General features: G+C 71.7%; 17 protein-coding genes and 1 rRNA gene. 15 read left to right on the plus strand and 3 right to left on the minus strand.

Going from position 1 to position 17,764, the window contains the following annotated elements:
- Positions 1 to 157: 157 nt before the first annotated feature.
- From rrf to ACIQFU_RS02855, 10 genes are all read left to right on the plus strand, one after another.
- Positions 158 to 274, plus strand: a 5S ribosomal RNA gene (gene rrf / locus ACIQFU_RS02810).
- 63 nt (positions 275 to 337) lie between these two features.
- Complete coding sequence (locus ACIQFU_RS02815) at positions 338 to 985, plus strand: HAD family hydrolase (RefSeq protein ID WP_402548491.1); 648 nt, start codon at positions 338 to 340, stop codon at positions 983 to 985.
- A gap of 76 nt (positions 986 to 1,061) precedes the next feature.
- A complete protein-coding gene (locus tag ACIQFU_RS02820) occupies positions 1,062 to 1,787 on the plus strand; it encodes a VC0807 family protein (RefSeq protein WP_402548493.1) in 726 nt (241 codons plus the stop codon).
- Positions 1,788 to 1,810: 23 nt separating this feature from the next.
- Positions 1,811 to 3,061, plus strand: coding sequence for an MFS transporter (locus tag ACIQFU_RS02825; RefSeq protein ID WP_402548495.1), 1,251 nt, complete (start codon positions 1,811 to 1,813; stop codon positions 3,059 to 3,061).
- Positions 3,012 to 4,184 carry an acetoin utilization protein AcuC gene (locus ACIQFU_RS02830; RefSeq protein WP_402548497.1) on the plus strand — a complete coding sequence of 391 codons (1,173 nt, stop codon included), beginning with the start codon at positions 3,012 to 3,014 and terminating at the stop codon, positions 4,182 to 4,184. Before ACIQFU_RS02825 ends, ACIQFU_RS02830 begins: the two co-directional genes overlap by 50 nt.
- 247 nt (positions 4,185 to 4,431) lie before the next feature.
- Positions 4,432 to 5,247 (plus strand): phosphatase, encoded by an 816-nt coding sequence (locus ACIQFU_RS02835; RefSeq protein ID WP_402548498.1) that lies wholly within the window; start codon positions 4,432 to 4,434, stop codon positions 5,245 to 5,247.
- Positions 5,248 to 5,376: 129 nt separating this feature from the next.
- A complete protein-coding gene (locus ACIQFU_RS02840) occupies positions 5,377 to 5,589 on the plus strand; it encodes a helix-turn-helix domain-containing protein (protein WP_004984898.1) in 213 nt (70 codons plus the stop codon).
- A gap of 109 nt (positions 5,590 to 5,698) precedes the next feature.
- Complete coding sequence (locus tag ACIQFU_RS02845; RefSeq protein ID WP_003948845.1) at positions 5,699 to 5,797, plus strand: 30S ribosomal protein bS22; 99 nt, start codon at positions 5,699 to 5,701, stop codon at positions 5,795 to 5,797.
- Between the two features lie 175 nt (positions 5,798 to 5,972).
- Positions 5,973 to 7,034 (plus strand): NAD-dependent epimerase/dehydratase family protein, encoded by a 1,062-nt coding sequence (locus ACIQFU_RS02850; RefSeq protein WP_402548499.1) that lies wholly within the window; start codon positions 5,973 to 5,975, stop codon positions 7,032 to 7,034.
- 14 nt (positions 7,035 to 7,048) lie between these two features.
- A complete protein-coding gene (locus ACIQFU_RS02855; RefSeq protein WP_402548500.1) occupies positions 7,049 to 8,089 on the plus strand; it encodes a lysophospholipid acyltransferase family protein in 1,041 nt (346 codons plus the stop codon).
- Between the two features lie 182 nt (positions 8,090 to 8,271).
- On the opposite strand, the gene ACIQFU_RS02860 is transcribed toward ACIQFU_RS02855, so the two are convergent.
- The 3 genes from ACIQFU_RS02860 to ACIQFU_RS02870 form a co-directional block, all read right to left on the minus strand.
- On the minus strand, positions 8,272 to 9,519 hold the full coding sequence (locus tag ACIQFU_RS02860) for a DUF5667 domain-containing protein (RefSeq protein ID WP_402548502.1): 1,248 nt from the start codon (positions 9,517 to 9,519) through the stop codon (positions 8,272 to 8,274).
- Between the two features lie 235 nt (positions 9,520 to 9,754).
- Positions 9,755 to 10,549, minus strand: coding sequence for an ECF subfamily RNA polymerase sigma factor, BldN family (locus ACIQFU_RS02865; RefSeq protein ID WP_402548504.1), 795 nt, complete (start codon positions 10,547 to 10,549; stop codon positions 9,755 to 9,757).
- A gap of 314 nt (positions 10,550 to 10,863) precedes the next feature.
- Complete coding sequence (locus ACIQFU_RS02870; protein ID WP_402548506.1) at positions 10,864 to 11,805, minus strand: HAD family hydrolase; 942 nt, start codon at positions 11,803 to 11,805, stop codon at positions 10,864 to 10,866.
- A gap of 129 nt (positions 11,806 to 11,934) precedes the next feature.
- Here ACIQFU_RS02870 and ACIQFU_RS02875 point away from each other — a divergent pair, with 129 nt between their 5' ends.
- From ACIQFU_RS02875 to ACIQFU_RS02895, 5 genes are all read left to right on the plus strand, one after another.
- Positions 11,935 to 12,237, plus strand: coding sequence for a glutaredoxin family protein (locus ACIQFU_RS02875; protein WP_402548508.1), 303 nt, complete (start codon positions 11,935 to 11,937; stop codon positions 12,235 to 12,237).
- 274 nt (positions 12,238 to 12,511) lie between these two features.
- Positions 12,512 to 13,282 carry a redox-sensing transcriptional repressor Rex gene (locus ACIQFU_RS02880; protein ID WP_402548509.1) on the plus strand — a complete coding sequence of 257 codons (771 nt, stop codon included), beginning with the start codon at positions 12,512 to 12,514 and terminating at the stop codon, positions 13,280 to 13,282.
- Entirely contained in the window at positions 13,279 to 15,051 is a 1,773-nt protein-coding gene (locus ACIQFU_RS02885) for a glutamyl-tRNA reductase (protein ID WP_402548510.1), read from the plus strand. The genes ACIQFU_RS02880 and ACIQFU_RS02885 overlap by 4 nt, the downstream gene beginning before the upstream one ends.
- Positions 15,048 to 16,007, plus strand: coding sequence for a hydroxymethylbilane synthase (gene hemC, locus ACIQFU_RS02890; RefSeq protein ID WP_402548511.1), 960 nt, complete (start codon positions 15,048 to 15,050; stop codon positions 16,005 to 16,007). The genes ACIQFU_RS02885 and hemC overlap by 4 nt, the downstream gene beginning before the upstream one ends.
- Positions 16,004 to 17,701 (plus strand): uroporphyrinogen-III synthase, encoded by a 1,698-nt coding sequence (locus tag ACIQFU_RS02895; protein WP_402548512.1) that lies wholly within the window; start codon positions 16,004 to 16,006, stop codon positions 17,699 to 17,701. The genes hemC and ACIQFU_RS02895 overlap by 4 nt, the downstream gene beginning before the upstream one ends.
- Positions 17,702 to 17,764 lie beyond the last annotated feature (63 nt).

Below are 17,764 nucleotides of genomic sequence, written 5' to 3' on the forward strand. Positions count from 1 at the left end.
GTTGATAGGCCGGATCTGGAAGCACCGTGAGGTGTGGAGGTGACCGGTACTAATAGGCCGAGGGCTTGTCCTCAGTTGCTCGCGTCCACTGTGTTGGTTCTGAAACCACGAACAACCCCACGTCCACAGCGTGGTGCGGTTGAGAGTTTCATAGTGTTTCGGTGGTCATAGCGTAGGGGAAACGCCCGGTTACATTTCGAACCCGGAAGCTAAGCCTTACAGCGCCGATGGTACTGCAGGGGGGACCCTGTGGGAGAGTAGGACGCCGCCGAACAATTATTACGGGAAAGCCCCGCACCGGGAACGGTGCGGGGCTTTCTGCGTTTAGGGTCGAAGTATGCGCTACGACCTGGTTATCTTCGACAACGACGGTGTTCTCGTCGACAGTGAGCCGATCTCCAATCGGCTGCTCGCCGGCTATCTCACCGAGCTGGGGCACCCGACCTCCTACGAGGACTCGCTGCGGGACTACATGGGTGGCGCGATGCACCGCGTGCACGACCTTGTGCTGGAGCGGACGGGGCGGCGACTGCCCGAGGACTTCGACGACGTCTTCCACGGGCGGGTGTTCGCCGCCTTCGAGCGGGAGTTGGAGCCCGTTCCGGGCGCCGTCGGTGTGCTGGAGAAGCTCGCGGCGGACGGGGTGGCGTACTGCGTGGCGTCCTCCGGGAGTCACGAGCGGATTCGGGTGGGGCACCGGAAGGCCGGGCTCGACCGCTGGTTCGACGACGGGCGGATCTTCAGTTCCCAGGACGTGGGGCGGGGGAAGCCCGCCCCGGATCTGTTCCTGCACGCGGCTGAGCGGACGGGGGTGGCGCCGGAGCGGTGTGCCGTCGTCGAGGACAGTCCGCTCGGCGTACAGGCCGCGGTCGCCGCCGGGATGGACGTGTACGGGTTCACCGCGATGACGCCGGCCACGAGGCTCGCCGGAGCCACCCGACTCTTCGCGGACATGGGGGAGTTGGCCGACCTGCTGCGCGGCTGAGGCCTGACAATTGTCATGCGCGGTCCTGGACGGTTGTTTCTACTGCGGGACCCTGCCCCGGCGCGAAGCTGAGTGCATGACCAAGCCTCGTAAGTCCCGTACGTGCGTGTCGCTGCTCCTGGACGTGGGAGTACCCGTCGGGTCGTACTACCTGCTGAAGGGCGCGCTCGGGATGAGCGCGGTCGCGGCGCTCGGCTGGAGCAGCGTCGTGCCCGTGCTGCGGATCGGGTGGGGATTGTGGAGACAGCGGGAGGTGAACGCGCTTCCCCTGCTCATCCTGCTGGCCAACCTGATCGGGCTGCTGCTCGGCTTCGGTACGGGGGACGCCCGGCTGCTGCTGGTCAAGGACAGTGCGGTGGGGAGCCTCGTCGGGTTCGCGCTGCTGGGGTCGGTGGTGCTGGGGCGGCCCATGATGACGGCGACGCTGAAGCCGTGGCTGGTGAAGGGGGACCCGGGCCGGGAGGCGGCCTGGGTGAGGCTGGGGAAGGAGTCGTCGGCGTTCCGGCGGGCGGAGCTGCGGTTCTCCGCGGTGTGGGGGACCGCCTTCGTCGGCGAGTGTGCGCTGCGGGTCGTGGGCGTCTACACCTTCCCGGTCGACACGATGGTCTGGCTCGGGACGGTCGTCATGGTCGCCACGATGGTGTTGGCGTTCGTGGTCAGCGGTGCGCTGGGGGCGGGGCCCATGGCCCACATGATCGGAGCCGCCGTGGCCGCGGACCGCGCCCCCGAGAGCGGCACCGCCGTCGCCGGTCCCCGGGAAGTTGAGAAGAATTCACCTTTGGCTGGATCTACCCACCGGTAAGCCGGGGCCCTACGCTCGCCGCCATGACTGATGTGCTGCGGCGCGGCAGGGCCTCGCTGGCGTTCGGCTTCTTCGCCCAGGGGGTCGCCTTCGCCCTGCTGGTGACGCGTATCCCGGCCATCCAGGACCGGTACGGCGTCTCCGACGCGCTGCTGCCCGTCTTCCTCGCCGCCGTGCCGATCCTGGCCGGGGTCGGGAGCGTGGTGAGCGAGCGGCTGGTGCGGCGGGTGCGGCCCAGCCGGCTGCTGCGCTGGTCCCAGCCGGTGGTGCTGCTGGCGCTGCTCGGCGTGGGGGCGGGGGACCGGGTGGCGGTGCTGGCCGTCGCGCTGGCGGTCTTCGGGCTGTCAGTGGGGGCGCTGGACGCCTCGATGAACATGCTCGGGGTGAGCCTGCAACGGGCCTACGGGCGCAGCATCATGCTCGGGTTCCATGCGACGTACAGCCTCGGCGGGATTCTGGGGGCCTCGCTGGCGTGGGCGGGGGCGCACTGGGACCTGGCGCTGTGGGTGTCGTACCTGCCGGTGGTCGTCGTGCTGCTGCCGGCCGCGCTGGTGGGGAGCCGGTGGTACGTCGACGGGGACGGGGGTGATCCGGCGGAGGCCGCTGACCAGGGCGCGGGCCGGAGGGCGGCCGGGGCCGGGGTCGGCTTCAAGGTGCTGTTGCCGCTGTGTCTGGTGATGACGTTCGCGTACATCGGGGACTCGACCGTCTCCAACTGGAGCGCGAAGTACCTCCAGGACGTGCTGGGGAGTTCGGAGCAGCTGGCCACCGTGCCGTACAACGTCTACATGGTGACCACGCTGGTGGGCCGGGCCCTCGGGGACTTCGGGGTGCGGCGGTTCGGGGCCGTGGCGGTGGTGCGGGGCGGGGCCGTGGTCGCGGCGGGCGGGTTCGCCGTGGTGGCGTCGGCTCCGGGGGCCTGGGTGGGGATGCTCGGTTTCACGCTGCTGGGCCTCGGGCTGTGTGTGCTGGTGCCGCAGACGTTCGCGGCGGCGGGGCGGCTGGCGGCGGAGCGGGGTGGTGGTCCGGGGGCGTCCGACGCGGCGGTGGCGCGGCTCAACGTGTTCAACTACGTCGGTTTCCTGATCGGTTCGCCGCTGGTGGGGGCGCTCGGGGACGCCTGGAGCTATCGCGGGGCGATGCTCGTGCCGATGGTGTTGGTGCTGGTGACGGTCGTGTACGCCAGGTCGTTCGGGGCTCAACCGGACCGATACGGTGGCGGGCATGAGCGGCCGCGCACAGCTGATGTGGGACGAGGCAGTAACGGGCTATGACTTCGGTCCCGAGCATCCGATGGATCCGGTCCGGCTCGCGCTGACGCGAAGCCTGGTCGGTGCCCTCGGGATCGACCGGGAGGTGGAGGTCGTCGCGGCGCGGTCGGCCGGGGAGTCGACGCTGCGGCTCGTCCACCGGGAGGACTACATCGACGCGGTGAAGGCGGCGTCGGCGGATCCGGGCGCGGCCGACGGGTCGTACGGGCTCGGGACCGTCGACGATCCGGCCTTCGCGGGGATGCACGAGGTGTCCGCGCTGATCGCCGGGCAGTCGGTGGGGGCGGCGGAGGCGGTGTGGCGCGGGGACGCGCTGCACGCGGTGAACTTCGCGGGCGGGCTGCACCACGCGATGCCGGGCGCGGCGTCCGGGTTCTGCGTGTACAACGACGCGGCGCTGGCGATCGCGCGGCTCCTTGAGCTGGGGGCCGAGCGGGTCGCGTACGTGGACGTCGACGTGCACCACGGGGATGGGGTGCAGGCGGCGTTCTGGGAGGACCCGAGGGTGCTGACGGTGTCGCTGCACGAGCATCCGCGGACGCTGTTCCCGCAGACCGGGTGGCCGGAGGAGACCGGCGCGGAGTGTGCGGAGGGGACGGCGGTGAACGTCGCGTTGCCGGCGGGGACCGGGGACGCGGGGTGGGTGCGGGCGTTCCACGCGGTGGTGCCGGAGGTGCTCGCGGAGTTCCGGCCGCAGGTGCTGGTGACGCAGCACGGGGCCGACACGCACTTCGAGGATCCGCTGGCGCATCTCGCGGTGTCGCTGGACGCGCAGCGGGCGGTGCAGGTGGCGTGCCACGACTTCGCGCACGAGTACGCCGGGGGGCGTTGGGTGGCGCTGGGGGGTGGCGGCTATGCCGTGGTGGAGGTGGTGCCGCGGTCGTGGGCGCACCTGGTGGGGATCGCCGCGGGGCGGCCGGTGGAGCCGGAGACGGTGATTCCGGAGGGGTGGCGGCAGGAGGTGTACGCGCGGACGCGGCAGCTTGGGCCGATGCGGATGACTGATGGGCGGTGGCCGGTGTCCTGGGCCTCGTGGGAGGCGGGGTACGACCCTGCGGATCGGTTGGATCAGGCGGTGCGGGCTGCTCGGCGGGCGGTGTTTCCGTTGCGGGGGCTTCTGCCGTAGGGGCGGTTTCCTGGTGGTCCGGCGTCGGGGCGCCTCGGGGGTGGGGTGCGCGGCCCGGCGTTGCGGGGTGCCGCTGCGCCCACCCGTGCCCCCCAGCGGCACGACTGCCCGCAGCGGGGGGCGGGGCGGGGGGAAAGAAGGCGTGGCGCGGCTGGCCGCGGCTGGGTGGTTTTTGCGGTTACGCCGACCGTGGGGGGTTGTGCCGTTTGCTGGTCGTTGTGGTGAGGGAAGCGGCAGCATCGGAGGGGTGCTGACCCGTGGAGCTCTTCGGGCTCATCTTCTTGATGTCCGGCTGGCCGGGGTGGTGGCGACCTCCCGGGAGGTGAGTCTGCGGAGTTATCGGTTGTTCGCCGCGCGGGATCCCCGGGTGCTGATCGGGATCGATCCGGGAGGGGAGTGGCGGCAGCGGGAACTGCTCGGGCTGATGGCGGAGAGGTGTGGGGTTTCGGCCGATCCGCGCGACACCTCCGGCCAGGACGTGATCGACCCCGACCGGACCCTCGTGGCCCTGGACGCCTTCGCCGGCCGGCTCGCGGCGGTCGCCGAACGGCGGGCTCCGGTGCTGCTCGGCACCGGGCACCCGCATCGGCTGCTCGGCTTCTACGTCGCCTTGGCCGAGGCGCTGTCGGCGGCGGGATGTACTGTCCTCACCCCTGCGCAGGGTCGCTCTGTCGACATAACGACCCGGTTCGGTCTACGCACGTACAACCTCGACTACGTCCGCGGAGTCGCGTTGGTGCGGGAACCCGGCGCCGGGCACGCCGGTGGTGAGCCCGGCGCACACACGCACTCGCCGCTGCCGGTTCGTACGGCGCTGGAGGCCGCGGCCGAGGGGGGCGGGCCGCTTCCCGAGTTGGTGATCGGAGACCACGGGTGGGCCTGCGGGGCAGGTCAGCTGGGGTTCGAGGCCATCGGTCCGGCCGATACGGACGACCCCGCGCTTTTCGTCGGGGAGGCCGAGGGGGTCGTGTCCGTCGCCGTTCCACTCGATGACGCCGTGCGAGCCGAGTACTACCGACCGCTTACCCGCTACGTACTCAATCGGGCGTGTCTGTCACGGTAGGGAAGCGATGGGTGCACCTCTTCCCCATTCGCATCACCCGCCCCTACATTGGGGAGTGAGCACGCAGCGACGAAGAGTCACCGGAAGGGGAAGCCGGTGGCCGTCGAGTGCGGAAGGTTCAGGTGTGTCATGGCTGCAGCTGGCGAAAGGCCTCTGAACGAGGTTCAGTTCCTTACCGTGGCGGAGGTCGCCTCGGTGATGCGCGTCTCCAAGATGACCGTGTACCGGCTGGTGCACAGCGGTCATCTGCCCGCGATCCGGGTGGGACGGTCGTTCCGTGTCCCGGAGCAAGCGGTTCACGAGTACCTCCGCGAGAGCTACGTGGGGGTGGAAACGGCCTGACGGACCTCGATTACGACCTCAGCGCTCGGACGGGTAGGCTGGCCCCTCGTAGGTCGTGTGGGCCCATGGCGCTCACCAACCGAGTGATGAGAAGTGAGCGAGGATAGTCGTGGGCTCTGTTATCAAGAAGCGGCGCAAGCGGATGGCCAAGAAGAAGCACCGCAAGCTGCTGAAGCGCACGCGCGTTCAGCGTCGCAACAAGAAGTAGGCGACGCCGCGCCGTCAGCGTGGTCTGTGGCCCCCCACCGCATCCGGTGGGGGGCCACAGTCGTAGGGCGGCCCTTTTTCGTCATCCGCCGTGTCCGTCGGTCATCACCGCGCAACACCTACCGGCTAAGTTGGCCGGAGCAGGGCTGGAGCAGGCGGGAAGGAAGGCGCGGATCTTGGGCAAGGTCGTGCTCGTGACCGGAGTGGCCCGGCAGCTGGGCGGCCGGTTCGTCCGGCGCGTCCAGCGTGACCCCGACGTGGAGCGGGTCGTCGGTGTGGACGCCGTCGTGCCCGAGCACCATCTGGGCGGCGCCGACTTCGTCCAGGCGGACATCCGGCAGTCCGCGATCGGCCGGGTGCTCGCCGAGACCCGGGCGGACACGGTCGTCCACCTGGACGTGACGGGGACGCCGCTGGGCAGCGGCAGCCGCACGTCGGTGAAGGAGACCAACGTCATCGGCACGATGCAGCTGCTCGGCGCCTGTCAGAAGTCGCCCACGGTGCAGCGGCTGGTGGTGAAGTCCAGTACGAACGTCTACGGGTCCGCGCCGCGCGACCCGGCCGTCTGCACCGAGACCACCGCGCCCAAGTCCCTGCCCAGCGGCGGCTTCGCCAAGGACGCGGTCGAGGTCGAGGGGTATGTGCGCGGGTTCGCGCGCCGCCGGCCGGACGTGTCGGTGACCGTGCTGCGGTTCGCCAACATCCTCGGTCCGGCCGCGGACACGCCGCTCGCCTCCTACCTCGGACTGCCGGTGCTGCCGACGGTGTTCGGCTACGACCCGCGGCTGCAGTTCGTGCACGAGGACGACGTGATCGAGGTGCTGCGGCTCTGCTCGCACGAGCCGCGGCGGGGCACGCTGAACAGCGGGACGTTCAACATCGCCGGTGACGGTGTGCTGCTGCTCTCCCAGTGCTCGCGGCGGCTCGGCCGGCCCACGGTGCCGTTGCTGCTGCCGGCGGTCACCTGGGCGGGTTCGCTCGTGCGTACGCTGGGGATGACGGACTTCTCCCCCGAGCAGATCCGGCTGCTCACCCACGGTCGGGTGGTGGACACCACGCAGATGCGGGAGACGCTGGGCTTCCGGCCGGCGTACTCGACGGCCGGGGCGTTCGCGGACTTCGCACGCGGCCGGGGCGGTGGGCTGCTGCCGCCCGAGGCCCTCGCGGAGGCCGTCGACCGGATCGCGGAGCTGTCCCGGCGGGGCAGCGGCCACCTCCCGACGCAGAGCGCCAACTGAGGAGCGCAGCAACGATGGCGGACGCCAAGGTCATTCCGTTCGACGACGACCGGTCGCGGGGGAACCGGCGCAGGGCAAAGGCGGAGTCGGCGCCGGCGGGCGAGGTGCAGCCGCTGCCGCTGCGGGGGGCCGCCGCGCGCGGGGACGACCCCGTGGTGCCCGGAGCGCAGGAGGCGTCGGTGGAGCCGTCGACGGGGGACGACGGCGCCGGGGACGGCGCTCTGGAGCGACGGGTCGCGGCCGGGCTGTCCTTCCTGCGCCGCCGCCTCACCGGGGACTACGAGGTCGACGACTTCGGCTACGACGCCGAACTGACCGACCAGGTGCTGATGTCGCTGCTGCGCCCGGTGTACGAGAAGTACTTCCGGGTCGAGGTGAAGGGCGTGGAGAACATCCCCGCCGAGGGCGGAGCGCTGATCGTCGCCAACCACTCCGGGACGCTGCCGCTGGACGGGCTGATGATGCAGGTCGCCGTGCACGACCACCATCCGGCCGACCGGCACCTGCGGCTGCTGGCGGCGGACCTGGTGTTCGTGCTGCCGGTCGTCAACGAGCTGGCGCGCAAGCTCGGGCACACACTGGCCTGCGCGGAGGACGCCGAACGGCTGCTCGCCCAGGGTGAGCTGGTCGGGGTGATGCCGGAGGGCTTCAAGGGCATCGGGAAGCCGTTCGGGGAGCGCTACAAGCTCCAGCGGTTCGGGCGGGGCGGTTTCGTGTCCACGGCGCTGCGGCAGGGGGCGCCGATCGTCCCGTGCTCGATCGTCGGGGCGGAGGAGATCTACCCGATGATCGGCAACTCCAAGACCCTGGCCCGGCTGCTGGGGTTCCCGTACTTCCCGCTCACGCCGACCTTCCCGTGGCTGGGGCCACTGGGTGCGGTGCCCCTGCCGACGAAGTGGACGATCCAGTTCGGCGAGCCGATCCCGACGGACGGCTACGCGCCGGAGGCGGCCGAGGACCCGGTGCTGATGTTCAACCTGACCGACCAGGTGAGGGAGCAGATCCAGCACACCCTCTACAAACTGCTGGTGCAGCGGCGGTCGGTGTTCTTCTGACGCGAAGCGGGGCGTGGCGGCGGCATGTGGTGAGTCGGCGGACGGAGTCCGGCGCAGCTGGCCGAAGCCCGCGAAGCGGTGCGAGGGCAGCAGACAGGGGGGCCAAACTGCTGGTGCAGCGGCGGTCGGTGTTCTTCTGACGCGAGGCGGGGCGCCCCCGGTGATGGGGCGCCCCGTCGTGCTCAGTCCGCGTCCTCCGCCTCGATGCCCAGGCCGGGCAGCAGGCCCGGGAGGAGGGGCGGGAGGGTGACCTCCGGCTCCGCGGGCGGGGTGTTGCCGCCGGTGGGCGGGGAGGTGGTGCCGCTGTCGTCCTTGGGCGGGTCGAGCAGGCCGCCGGTGCCGCCGCCGAGCAGGCCGTCGTTCTCGTCGCCGGAGTGGGCGGACTCGCTGGGCCGGCCGGACTGGGAACGCCCGCGCTCGGACGTGCCGTCGTCGCCGGTACGCGGGGCCGACGGGTGACCGGAGCCGGGGGTGCCGGGGGTCGCCGAGCCGGAACCGCCCGGCCGGCCGCCGTCCCCGCCGTCGTCGTCCTGGGCCGGTGACGAGGGCAGCATGGACTCCAGCGGAGCCACGTCGTCGTCTATGGCGTCGAACACCGACGACACCTGCTCACTGACGTCCCCGAGCTGCACGGGCAGCCGCTCGCGCAGCGCTCCCCAGGTCTCCCGGTGGGACTGGGAGAAGGCCGAGAGCGCCTGCATCGGGGCCAGCGAGTCGGGATCGTGGGCGTAGGCCGCGCTGAGCAGGCGGTGACCCTCGGAGGCGTCGTGCCGCATGCCGGACAGGGCACGCCGGACCTCGCCGAGGGACTCGTGGTCGAGGGGGCCGCTGCGGCCGCGCTCCATCAGCCGGCGTGCCTCGCTCAGCCGGGTCGAGGCGAGGTCCAGGTAGGCCCGGCCCCGCTCGTCGTTGCCGTCGGCGAGGCCGAGGCGGAAGTCCTCTATGCCGCGCTTGAGGCCGTAGAGCGAGTCGCCGGGCAGGGCGTCCGAACTGGCGGCGGCGACTCCGCCGAAGGCTCCCGCGGCCACGCTCACGCTCAGTCCGCCGGCGGTGAGGCCCTTGGCCAGCCGCGAGCGGGGCCGGAACCTGCTCAGCGGGGCCGCGCGATGGGCGCCACGCGCCCGGCGCTGCTCCGGTACCGACGTGTCCGCCGCCCCGCCGCTCGCGGTGCCCTCTTGCAGCATGGCCTCGAAGGCCGCCACGAGCTGGGCCCGCTGGACGACCTTGACCTCGGGATCCAGCTCGGGCCGGGGCAGCGTCTCCAGACCGCGGGCGAGGGCCGTCAGACGGCCCTGCTCGGTCGGTTCCGCGGTGGCCCCGGCGGTCGCCGGCCCTCCGGACTGCTCGGCCGCCGCCCCGGGATCGGACTGCTCCTCCAGAGCCTGGGCGAAGGCGTTCGCCCGCCGGTGCGCCGATACGTTCGCGATCACTGGCGGCACCTCCTCTCGTCATCACGGTCGACTCCCCAGGGGGTCCTGAGGGTTGCACGCCCTGATCGAAACCATCCGATCGGGTGATCGGAGCCGGCCAGGGAGTGACCACAGGGAGCCTGCATCCCGCACAACGAGCGGCGCGGCACTTGGGTTACGGACGGCGGATGATCGGACCGCGGACTCAACAGACTCTCACCGAAGGTGACTTGGGGAATGCGAGAAGTGAACGCCCTCAGCGGGCGTCTTCCGGGAGCAGCCGGGCGAGGGTGCGCACGGCCCGGTACTGGAGCGTCTTGATGGCGCCCTCGTTCTTGCCCATCACGCGGGCGGTCTCGGCGACGGAGAGGCCCTGGAGGAAGCGCAGCGTCACGCACTCCTGCTGCTGCGGGTTGAGCCGTCGTACGGCCTCCAGCAGGGCGGCGTTGGAGAGGGATTCGAGGACGGAGTCCTCGGGGGACCGCTCGACCTCGTTGGCGTCGAGCATCTCGCCGGTGGTGACCTCGAGGCGGAAGCGGCTGGACTTGAAGTGGTCGGCGACCAGGTTGCGGGCGATGGTCACGAGCCAGGCGCCGAAGTCGCGCCCCTGCCAGGTGAAGGTGCCGATGCGCCTGAGGGCCCGCAGAAAGGTCTCGCTGGTGAGGTCCTCGGCGGTGGCCTTGCCGCCCACGCGGTAGTAGATGTAGCGGTACACGGTGTCGCTGTACTGGTCGTAGAGCCGGCCGAAGGCGTCGGCCTCGCCGGCCTGGGCCCGCTCGACCAGCTCCATCATGCGGGCGCTGTCGCTGTCCGCGGCGGGGCGGCGGTGGGTGGTGGCGGCGGCCCCGGACGAGGACGACCGCGCGCGTCTGCCGACGGCGGCGCTTCCTTCGGCCAGTGCGTAGCACGGACCGGCGGGCACGGCGGCCGCGGCGAGGGCGGGGACGGCATACGCGGTGGGGACGAAGCCGCGCAACAGGTCTTGGGCTGATTTGACCGTTGCGCGCAGCGTAGCCAGGCCCGAGGCGTCAACCCCGACGTGTGGGTACACGAGACTCCCAGAGGCAGAGCTTCCATCACGTGCAGTACGGAACCATTCACCCGTCGTAGCGAAGGTGGGGCACCGGAATGCGTCTGAGGAGAATAACGCTTCGTGCAGGCACTGCTACGCCCAGTTGCTCAAATCATCGATTACGTCGCTTCCGTGCCCGATTGACGCCCGGTCAGCTGCCACATAGTGATCGGTAATTGACCGAAACGGTTCGGAATCCGTGTGACTACAGAGCGTGTTGTGGTCGATGTGCGCAAGGGGGACTGGAGAGCCCGTCCCGGGGGTACGTCATCCCGATTGGGGCGACGACCGGATCAACGGCGGCGCCGGTGCAGCGCGATGGCCGCCGCGGTGCCGCCCGCCACCGCGCCGACGCCCGCGGCCGCGGGGATGCCGACCTTGGCCGCCTTGCGGCCGGTGCGGTAGTCGCGCAGCCGCCACTCCAGCTCGCGGGCGTGCTTGCGCAGCTTGGAGTCGGGGTTGATCGCGTACGGGTGTCCGACCAGCGACAGCATCGGGATGTCGTTGTGGGAGTCGCTGTAGGCGGCGCAGCGGGACAGGTCCAGGGCCTCGGCCGCGGCCAGTGCCCGGACGGCCTCGGCCTTCGCGGGGCCGTGCAGCGGTTCGCCGACCAGCTTGCCCGTGTAGACGCCGCCGATCGACTCGGCCACCGTGCCGAGCGCGCCGGTCAGGCCCAGGCGGCGGGCGATCACCTGGGCGATCTCCACCGGGGCCGCGGTGACCAGCCAGACCTTCTGGCCCGCGTCCAGGTGGGCCTGCGCGAGGGCGCGGGTGCCGGGCCAGATCCGCTCGGCCATGTACTCGTCGTAGATCTCCTCGCCGATCGACCTCAGCTCGGAGACGCGGTGGCCCTTGACGATGGAGAGGGCGGAGTCGCGGGCGTCCTGCATGTGCTCCGGGTCCTCGAAGCCGGCCAGCCGGAACCACGCCTGCTGCCAGGCGAAGCGGGCGAGGTCGCGGGTCTCGAAGAACTTCCTCTTGTACAGGCCCCGGCCGAAGTGGAAGATCGCGGCGCCCTGCATGACGGTGTTGTCGAGGTCGAAGAAGGCGGCGGCCCGGTCGTCGCCGTGCACCGGGAACTCCGGCTCCGCGACGGAGTCGGTTTCCTCAAGGATCCCGGCGGTCCCGGCGGCCTCCGCGGACTTGCGTGCCGCCTCCGCGGAGGCCTCGCCTGCCAACACGCTCCGCGCCGTGGCGGAGCGCCTACGGGGAGTGAGCCATCGAAGAGCGGCCATGCCCGTGAGCATAGCCAGTTTGTTCGGGTGCTTCGGAGCCGGGAGGTTTGCGGACTGTGAACTCCGGGCGACCGCACCGTGCGACGTCCTCCCGCCGAAGAGGCGCCCACGCGCGGGAGAATGGCCTGCATGAGCCCCCTGTTCCGCCGGAAACCCGCGCAGCCCGAGCCCCCTGAGCACTCCGAGAACCATCTCGTCACCCTCATCCGCAAACCCGGCTGTCATCTGTGTGATGACGCACAGCTCGTCGTCGAGAAGGTCTGCGCCGAACTCGGCGTCCCCTGGGAGGGGAAGGACATCACCGAGGACCGCCAACTCCACGACCAGTACTGGGAGCAGATTCCGGTCGTGCTGGTCGACGGACGGCAGCACACCTTCTGGCGTGTGAACGAGGAACGGCTGCGCAAGGTACTGACCGATCAGTACAAGTAGTCCGTATGGTCGCTTAGGATCGATGGCGACCAGGTCTCGGGGGCGTTGATCGTGAGGAGTGTGTGCGGCTTTGCCCCCGATGAGTGAGGGACGAAGGTCTGTATGCGCCGGTTCCCGTTCCGTGCGCCGGGGGCGCGTGACCCCGGTCACGTTGGCCGGGCAAATCGGACACCATCTTTGTGCACGCGTTCACAAAGACATAGCCTGCATTCGACGGGGCGGTCATGTAGGGACGTATGACCGCCTACAGCCCCGCTCTACCCGCAGGAGCACCGTGGCAACTGGCCGAGCACACCGACCGGCGACCCGCAGCCGAGGGATTCCCGAGGCCACCGTCGCCAGGCTTCCGCTGTACCTCCGCGCGCTGACCGCGCTCTCCGAGCGCTCGGTGCCCACGGTCTCCTCCGAGGAGCTGGCCGCGGCGGCGGGGGTCAACTCCGCGAAGCTGCGCAAGGACTTCTCCTACCTGGGCTCCTACGGGACTCGTGGCGTCGGCTACGACGTCGAGTATCTCGTCTACCAGATCTCGCGCGAACTCGGCCTCACCCAGGACTGGCCGGTTGTGATCGTAGGAATCGGCAACCTCGGCGCCGCGCTCGCCAACTACGGCGGGTTCGCCTCCCGCGGTTTCCGGGTCGCCGCGCTGATCGACGCCGACCCGGGGATGGCCGGAAAGCCCGTCGCCGGCATCCCGGTGCAGCACACCGACGAGCTGGAGAAGATCATCCAGGACGACGGTGTCTCGATCGGCGTGATCGCGACCCCCGCCGGTGCCGCCCAGCAGGTGTGCGACCGTCTCGTGGCCGCCGGTGTCACCTCCATCCTCAACTTCGCGCCGACCGTGCTGAACGTCCCCGAGGGCGTCGACGTGCGCAAGGTCGACCTCTCCATCGAGCTGCAGATCCTCGCCTTCCACGAGCAGCGCAAGGCGGGCGAGGAGGCCGCGGGCGACACCGGCGCCGTGCCGCCCGTCGCCGCCCGCAAGCAGCAGCCCTCCACGGACCAGGGGCCCGACGGGGACGTACCCGCCGTGATGCCGGCATGAGCCTCCTCGTCGTCGGACTGAGCCACCGCAGCGCGCCGGTGAGCGTGCTGGAGCGGGCGTCCCTGAACGCGGACGCGCAGCTCAAGCTGCTCCAGGACACGGTCGCCGCCGAACCGGCCGCCGAGGCCGCGGTGCTGGCCACCTGCAACCGCATCGAGCTGTACGCCGACGTGGACAAGTTCCACGCCGGTGTCGCCGAGCTGTCCACGCTGCTGGCCCAGCACAGCGGGGTCGGCCTGGAGGAGCTCACTCCCCACCTCTACGTGCACTACGAGGACCGGGCCGTCCACCACCTGTTCTCGGTGGCCTGCGGGCTCGACTCGATGGTGGTCGGCGAGGGCCAGATCCTCGGCCAGATAAAGGACTCCCTGGCCCGCGCCCAGGACCTGCACACCGCCGGACGGCTCCTGAACGACCTGTTCCAGCAGGCCCTGCGGGTCGGCAAGCGCGCCCACTCCGAGACCGGCATCGACCGCGCCGGGCAGTCACTGGTCACCTTCGGCCTGGAGCAGCTGTCCGCCGGGGCCGACGTCCAGCAGTGGGCGCGGGGCAGGAAGGCGCTGGTCATCGGCGCCGGTTCGATGTCCTCGCTGGCCGCCGCGACGCTCGCGCGGTCCGGGGTCGCCGAGATCGTGGTCGCCAACCGCACCTTCGAGCGCGCCGAGCGCCTCGCACAGATCCTTTCCGAGGGCGACGACACGGACGTGCTGGCCCGCGCGGTACCGATGGACGCGGTGCCGGGCGAGCTGACACGTGCCGACGTGGCCGTCTCCTGCACCGGTGCGACCGGGCTGGTCCTCACGGCGGACGCCGTGGCGGCGACGGTGGAGGGGCGCACCGGCGCGCCCGCCGTCGAGTCCGGCGCCGGTTCCGCCGGGGTACGGGACGCCGGTCCGGCCGGTGTACGGGAGGCCGGGCAGGGTGCGGAAACGCCACTGCCGGGCGCCGGTACCGCTGCCGCCACCGGCACCGGTGGCGACGAGAACTGCCCCCTGGACCTGTCCCCGGTGTCCTCCGTCCCGTCCGGCTTCTCCGTCATGGGCGAGGCCGCCGTGGCCGGCATGGACGCGGCGACGCTGGAGCAGCACGGGGCCTGGGCCGCGGGCGGCACGGCGGTGGACCGGCCGCGCGAGACGGGCCGGCCGGGACCCGAGGCGGACGCCGAGCTGATCGGCGCGCTCGCCGCGACGGCGACCCGCGTCGGCCGCATCCCCGAGCGCCGCCGTCCGGAGCCGGTCGCCGAGGTGCCGCGCCCCGAGCCGGTGCTCTTCCTCCTCGACCTGGCGATGCCGCGCGACGTCGACGCCGCCGTGCACCGGCTGGCCGGCGTACGCCTGGTGGACATCGAGTCGCTCGCGGACGCCTCCGCCGACGCACCGATGGCCGCCGACGTCGACATGGTCCGCCGGATCGTCGCCGACGAGGTCGCGGCCTTCGGCGCCGCCCAGCGCGCCGCGCACATCACGCCCACCGTGGTCGCGCTGCGCAGCATGGCCGCGGACGTCGTGGCCGGCGAGATCGCCCGCCTGGAGGGGCGGCTGCCGGGGCTCGACGACAAGCACCGCGCCGAGATCACCCAGACCGTCAAACGTGTGGTCGACAAGCTGCTGCACGCGCCGACGGTGCGGGTCAAGCAGCTCGCCGCCGAACCCGGCGGCGCCGGGTACGCGGACGCGCTGCGCACCCTGTTCGACCTCGACCAGGAGACGGTGGCCTCCGTCTCCCGGGCCGGGAACAGCACCACTGAGAAGAACCGAGGGCCGGCATGACTGAGAAGGCACTGAGGCTGGGGACCAGGCGGAGCAAGCTCGCCATGGCCCAGTCCGGGCAGGTGGCGGACGCCGTGAGCCAGGTGACCGGTCGGCCCGTTGAGCTGGTCGAGATCACCACGTACGGCGACACGTCGCGGGAGCACCTGGCGCAGATCGGCGGCACGGGCGTGTTCGTCGCCGCGCTGCGCGACGCACTGCTGCGGGGAGAGGTGGACTTCGCGGTTCACTCGCTCAAGGACCTCCCCACCGCGCAGCACGAGGGCCTGGTCGTGGCGGCCGTGCCGCTGCGCGAGGACCCGCGGGACGTGGTCGTCGCCCGGGACGCGCGCAAGCTGACCGACCTGCCGCGCGGCGCGCGCATCGGCACGGGCTCGCCGCGCCGCATGGCGCAGCTGAACGCGTACGCCCGTACCCACGGCATGGAGATCGAGACGGTCCCGATCCGGGGCAACGTCGACACGCGCATCGGATACGTCCGCAGCGGCGAGCTGGACGCGGTCGTGCTGGCCGCCGCCGGACTGAACCGGGTGGGGCGCATCGACGAGGTGACCGACTTCCTGTCGGTCGACACGGTTTTGCCGGCCCCCGGCCAAGGGGCACTGGCGATCGAGTGCCCCGCGGACAACGCGGACCTCATCGCCGCGCTCGCCGAACTCGACGACCCGTTCACGCGGGCCGCCGTAACGGCCGAGCGGTCACTGCTCGCCGCCCTGGAGGCCGGCTGCAGCGCACCCGTCGGGGCGCTGGCCGACCTTCTGGCCGACGGGCAGACTGTCAAGGAAATGCGCCTGCGCGGCGTCGTCGGCACGACCGACGGCTCGACGCTGGTGCAGCTGTCCACCACCGGTCCCGTGCCCGAGACGCACGAGGCGGCGCTGGCACTCGGTCGCGAACTCGCCACCGAGATGCTCGCCCAGGGCGCGGCCGGTCTGATGGGGGAGCGAGCACATTGAGCCCCACCACCTTTCCCGCCGGTCCGGAACACGGGCACGTCACCTTCCTCGGTGCCGGACCCGGAGATCCGGGACTGCTGACTCTGCGCGCCGTCGAGGCGCTGGCGCACGCGGACGTCCTCGTCGCCGAGCACGAGGTGCTCGACGTCGTACGCACGCACGCGAGGCAGGGCGTGTCGGAAGTGCACACGGATGCCGATCCGTCGGATCCGGGCACAGGCGCGCCCCAGCTGACGGTTGTTGACGGTGCGTCAACGACCCTCGGCGCCCCCGCTGTGCGGGATGCCGCACATCTTGTCATGGAGGCCGCGCGGGGCGGCAGGCGGGTCGTGCGTGCGGTGACCGGGGATCCCGGGCTCGACGCGTACGCCGCCGAGGAGATGCTGGCGTGCGCCGCGGCCGGGGTGCCCTTCGAGGTCGTCCCGGGCATCGCGAACGCCGTCGGCGTGCCCGCGTACGCCGGTGTGCCGCTGCGGGACGCGGAGGGCGCGGACGTCCGGTTCGTGGACGCCCGTACGGCGTCGGACCGCTGTTGGACCGAGGTGGGCGCGTCCGACGGCACGGTGGTCGTGTCGACGACGCTGGACTCGGTGGCCGCGGCGGCCGGCGAGCTGGTGTCGGCGGGCCGCAAGCCGGACACCCCGCTGACGGTGACGATCGCCGGTACGACGACCAGGCAGCGCACCTGGTCCGCCACGCTCGGCACGGTCGCCCAGACCCTGAAGCAGGCGAAGGTGCTGCCGTCCCCGGACGGCGGCCGCCCGGTGATAGCCGTGGTCGGCGAGCGCAGCGCCTCCGCCCGGCGCGACCAGCTCTCGTGGTTCGAGTCCAAGCCGCTGTTCGGCTGGAAGGTCCTCGTCCCGCGCACGAAGGAGCAGGCGGCGTCGCTCTCCGACCAGCTCAGGTCCTACGGCGCGGTGCCGCACGAGGTCCCGACCATCGCCGTCGAACCCCCGCGCACCCCGCAGCAGATGGAGCGGGCCGTCAAGGGCCTGGTGACGGGCCGCTACGAGTGGATCGCGTTCACGTCGGTCAACGCGGTGAAGGCGGTCCGGGAGAAGTTCGAGGAGTACGGCCTGGACGCCCGCGCCTTCGCGGGCATCAAGGTCGCGGCGGTCGGCGAGCAGACGGCGAACGCGCTGATCGCCTTCGGTGTGAAGCCGGACCTGGTCCCGAGCGGTGAGCAGTCGGCCGCCGGTCTCCTGGAGGACTGGCCGCCGTACGACCCGGTCTTCGACCCGATCGACCGCGTCTTCCTCCCCCGTGCTGACATCGCCACGGAGACCCTGGTCGCCGGTCTGATCGAGCTGGGCTGGGAGGTCGACGACGTCACCGCGTACCGCACGGTGCGCGCCTCGCCGCCCCCGGCCACGACCCGGGAGGCCATCAAGGGCGGCGGCTTCGACGCGGTGCTCTTCACCTCGTCGTCCACGGTCCGCAACCTGGTCGGCATCGCGGGCAAGCCGCACAACGTCACGGTGATCGCCTGCATCGGTCCGGCGACGGCCAAGACGGCCGAGGAACACGGCCTGCGCGTCGACGTGATGTCCCCCGAGCCGTCCGTCACCAAGCTGGCGGAGGCCCTGGCCGACTTCGGCCTGCGGCGCCGGGCGGCGGCCCTGGAGGCGGGGGACCCGGTGACGCGGCCGAGCGAGCGTCGGCCGGGGTCCCGGAGACGGCGGTCCTCGACCTGAGGTGCATGCGGGGCGTCCCTGGTTCCAGGGGCGCCCCGTCGTCGTCTCCGGGCACGCCGCCCA

The organism is Streptomyces sp. NPDC093065 (genome assembly GCF_044754585.1).
GTDB lineage: Bacteria > Actinomycetota > Actinomycetes > Streptomycetales > Streptomycetaceae > Streptomyces.

Excerpts from the sequence above, each read along its gene's own strand:
- ACIQFU_RS02875 (WP_402548508.1), top strand. The coding sequence starts at position 11,935 with ATGAGCCCCCTGTTCCGCCGGAAACCCGCGCAGCCCGAGCCCCCTGAG.
- ACIQFU_RS02825 (WP_402548495.1), top strand. The coding sequence starts at position 1,811 with ATGACTGATGTGCTGCGGCGCGGCAGGGCCTCGCTGGCGTTCGGCTTC.
- ACIQFU_RS02815 (WP_402548491.1), top strand. The coding sequence starts at position 338 with ATGCGCTACGACCTGGTTATCTTCGACAACGACGGTGTTCTCGTCGAC.
- ACIQFU_RS02840 (WP_004984898.1), top strand. The coding sequence starts at position 5,377 with ATGGCTGCAGCTGGCGAAAGGCCTCTGAACGAGGTTCAGTTCCTTACC.
- ACIQFU_RS02855 (WP_402548500.1), top strand. The coding sequence starts at position 7,049 with ATGGCGGACGCCAAGGTCATTCCGTTCGACGACGACCGGTCGCGGGGG.
- ACIQFU_RS02885 (WP_402548510.1), top strand. The coding sequence starts at position 13,279 with ATGAGCCTCCTCGTCGTCGGACTGAGCCACCGCAGCGCGCCGGTGAGC.
- hemC (WP_402548511.1), top strand. The coding sequence starts at position 15,048 with ATGACTGAGAAGGCACTGAGGCTGGGGACCAGGCGGAGCAAGCTCGCC.
- ACIQFU_RS02830 (WP_402548497.1), top strand. The coding sequence starts at position 3,012 with ATGAGCGGCCGCGCACAGCTGATGTGGGACGAGGCAGTAACGGGCTAT.
- ACIQFU_RS02870 (WP_402548506.1), bottom strand. The coding sequence starts at position 11,805 with ATGGCCGCTCTTCGATGGCTCACTCCCCGTAGGCGCTCCGCCACGGCG.
- ACIQFU_RS02820 (WP_402548493.1), top strand. The coding sequence starts at position 1,062 with ATGACCAAGCCTCGTAAGTCCCGTACGTGCGTGTCGCTGCTCCTGGAC.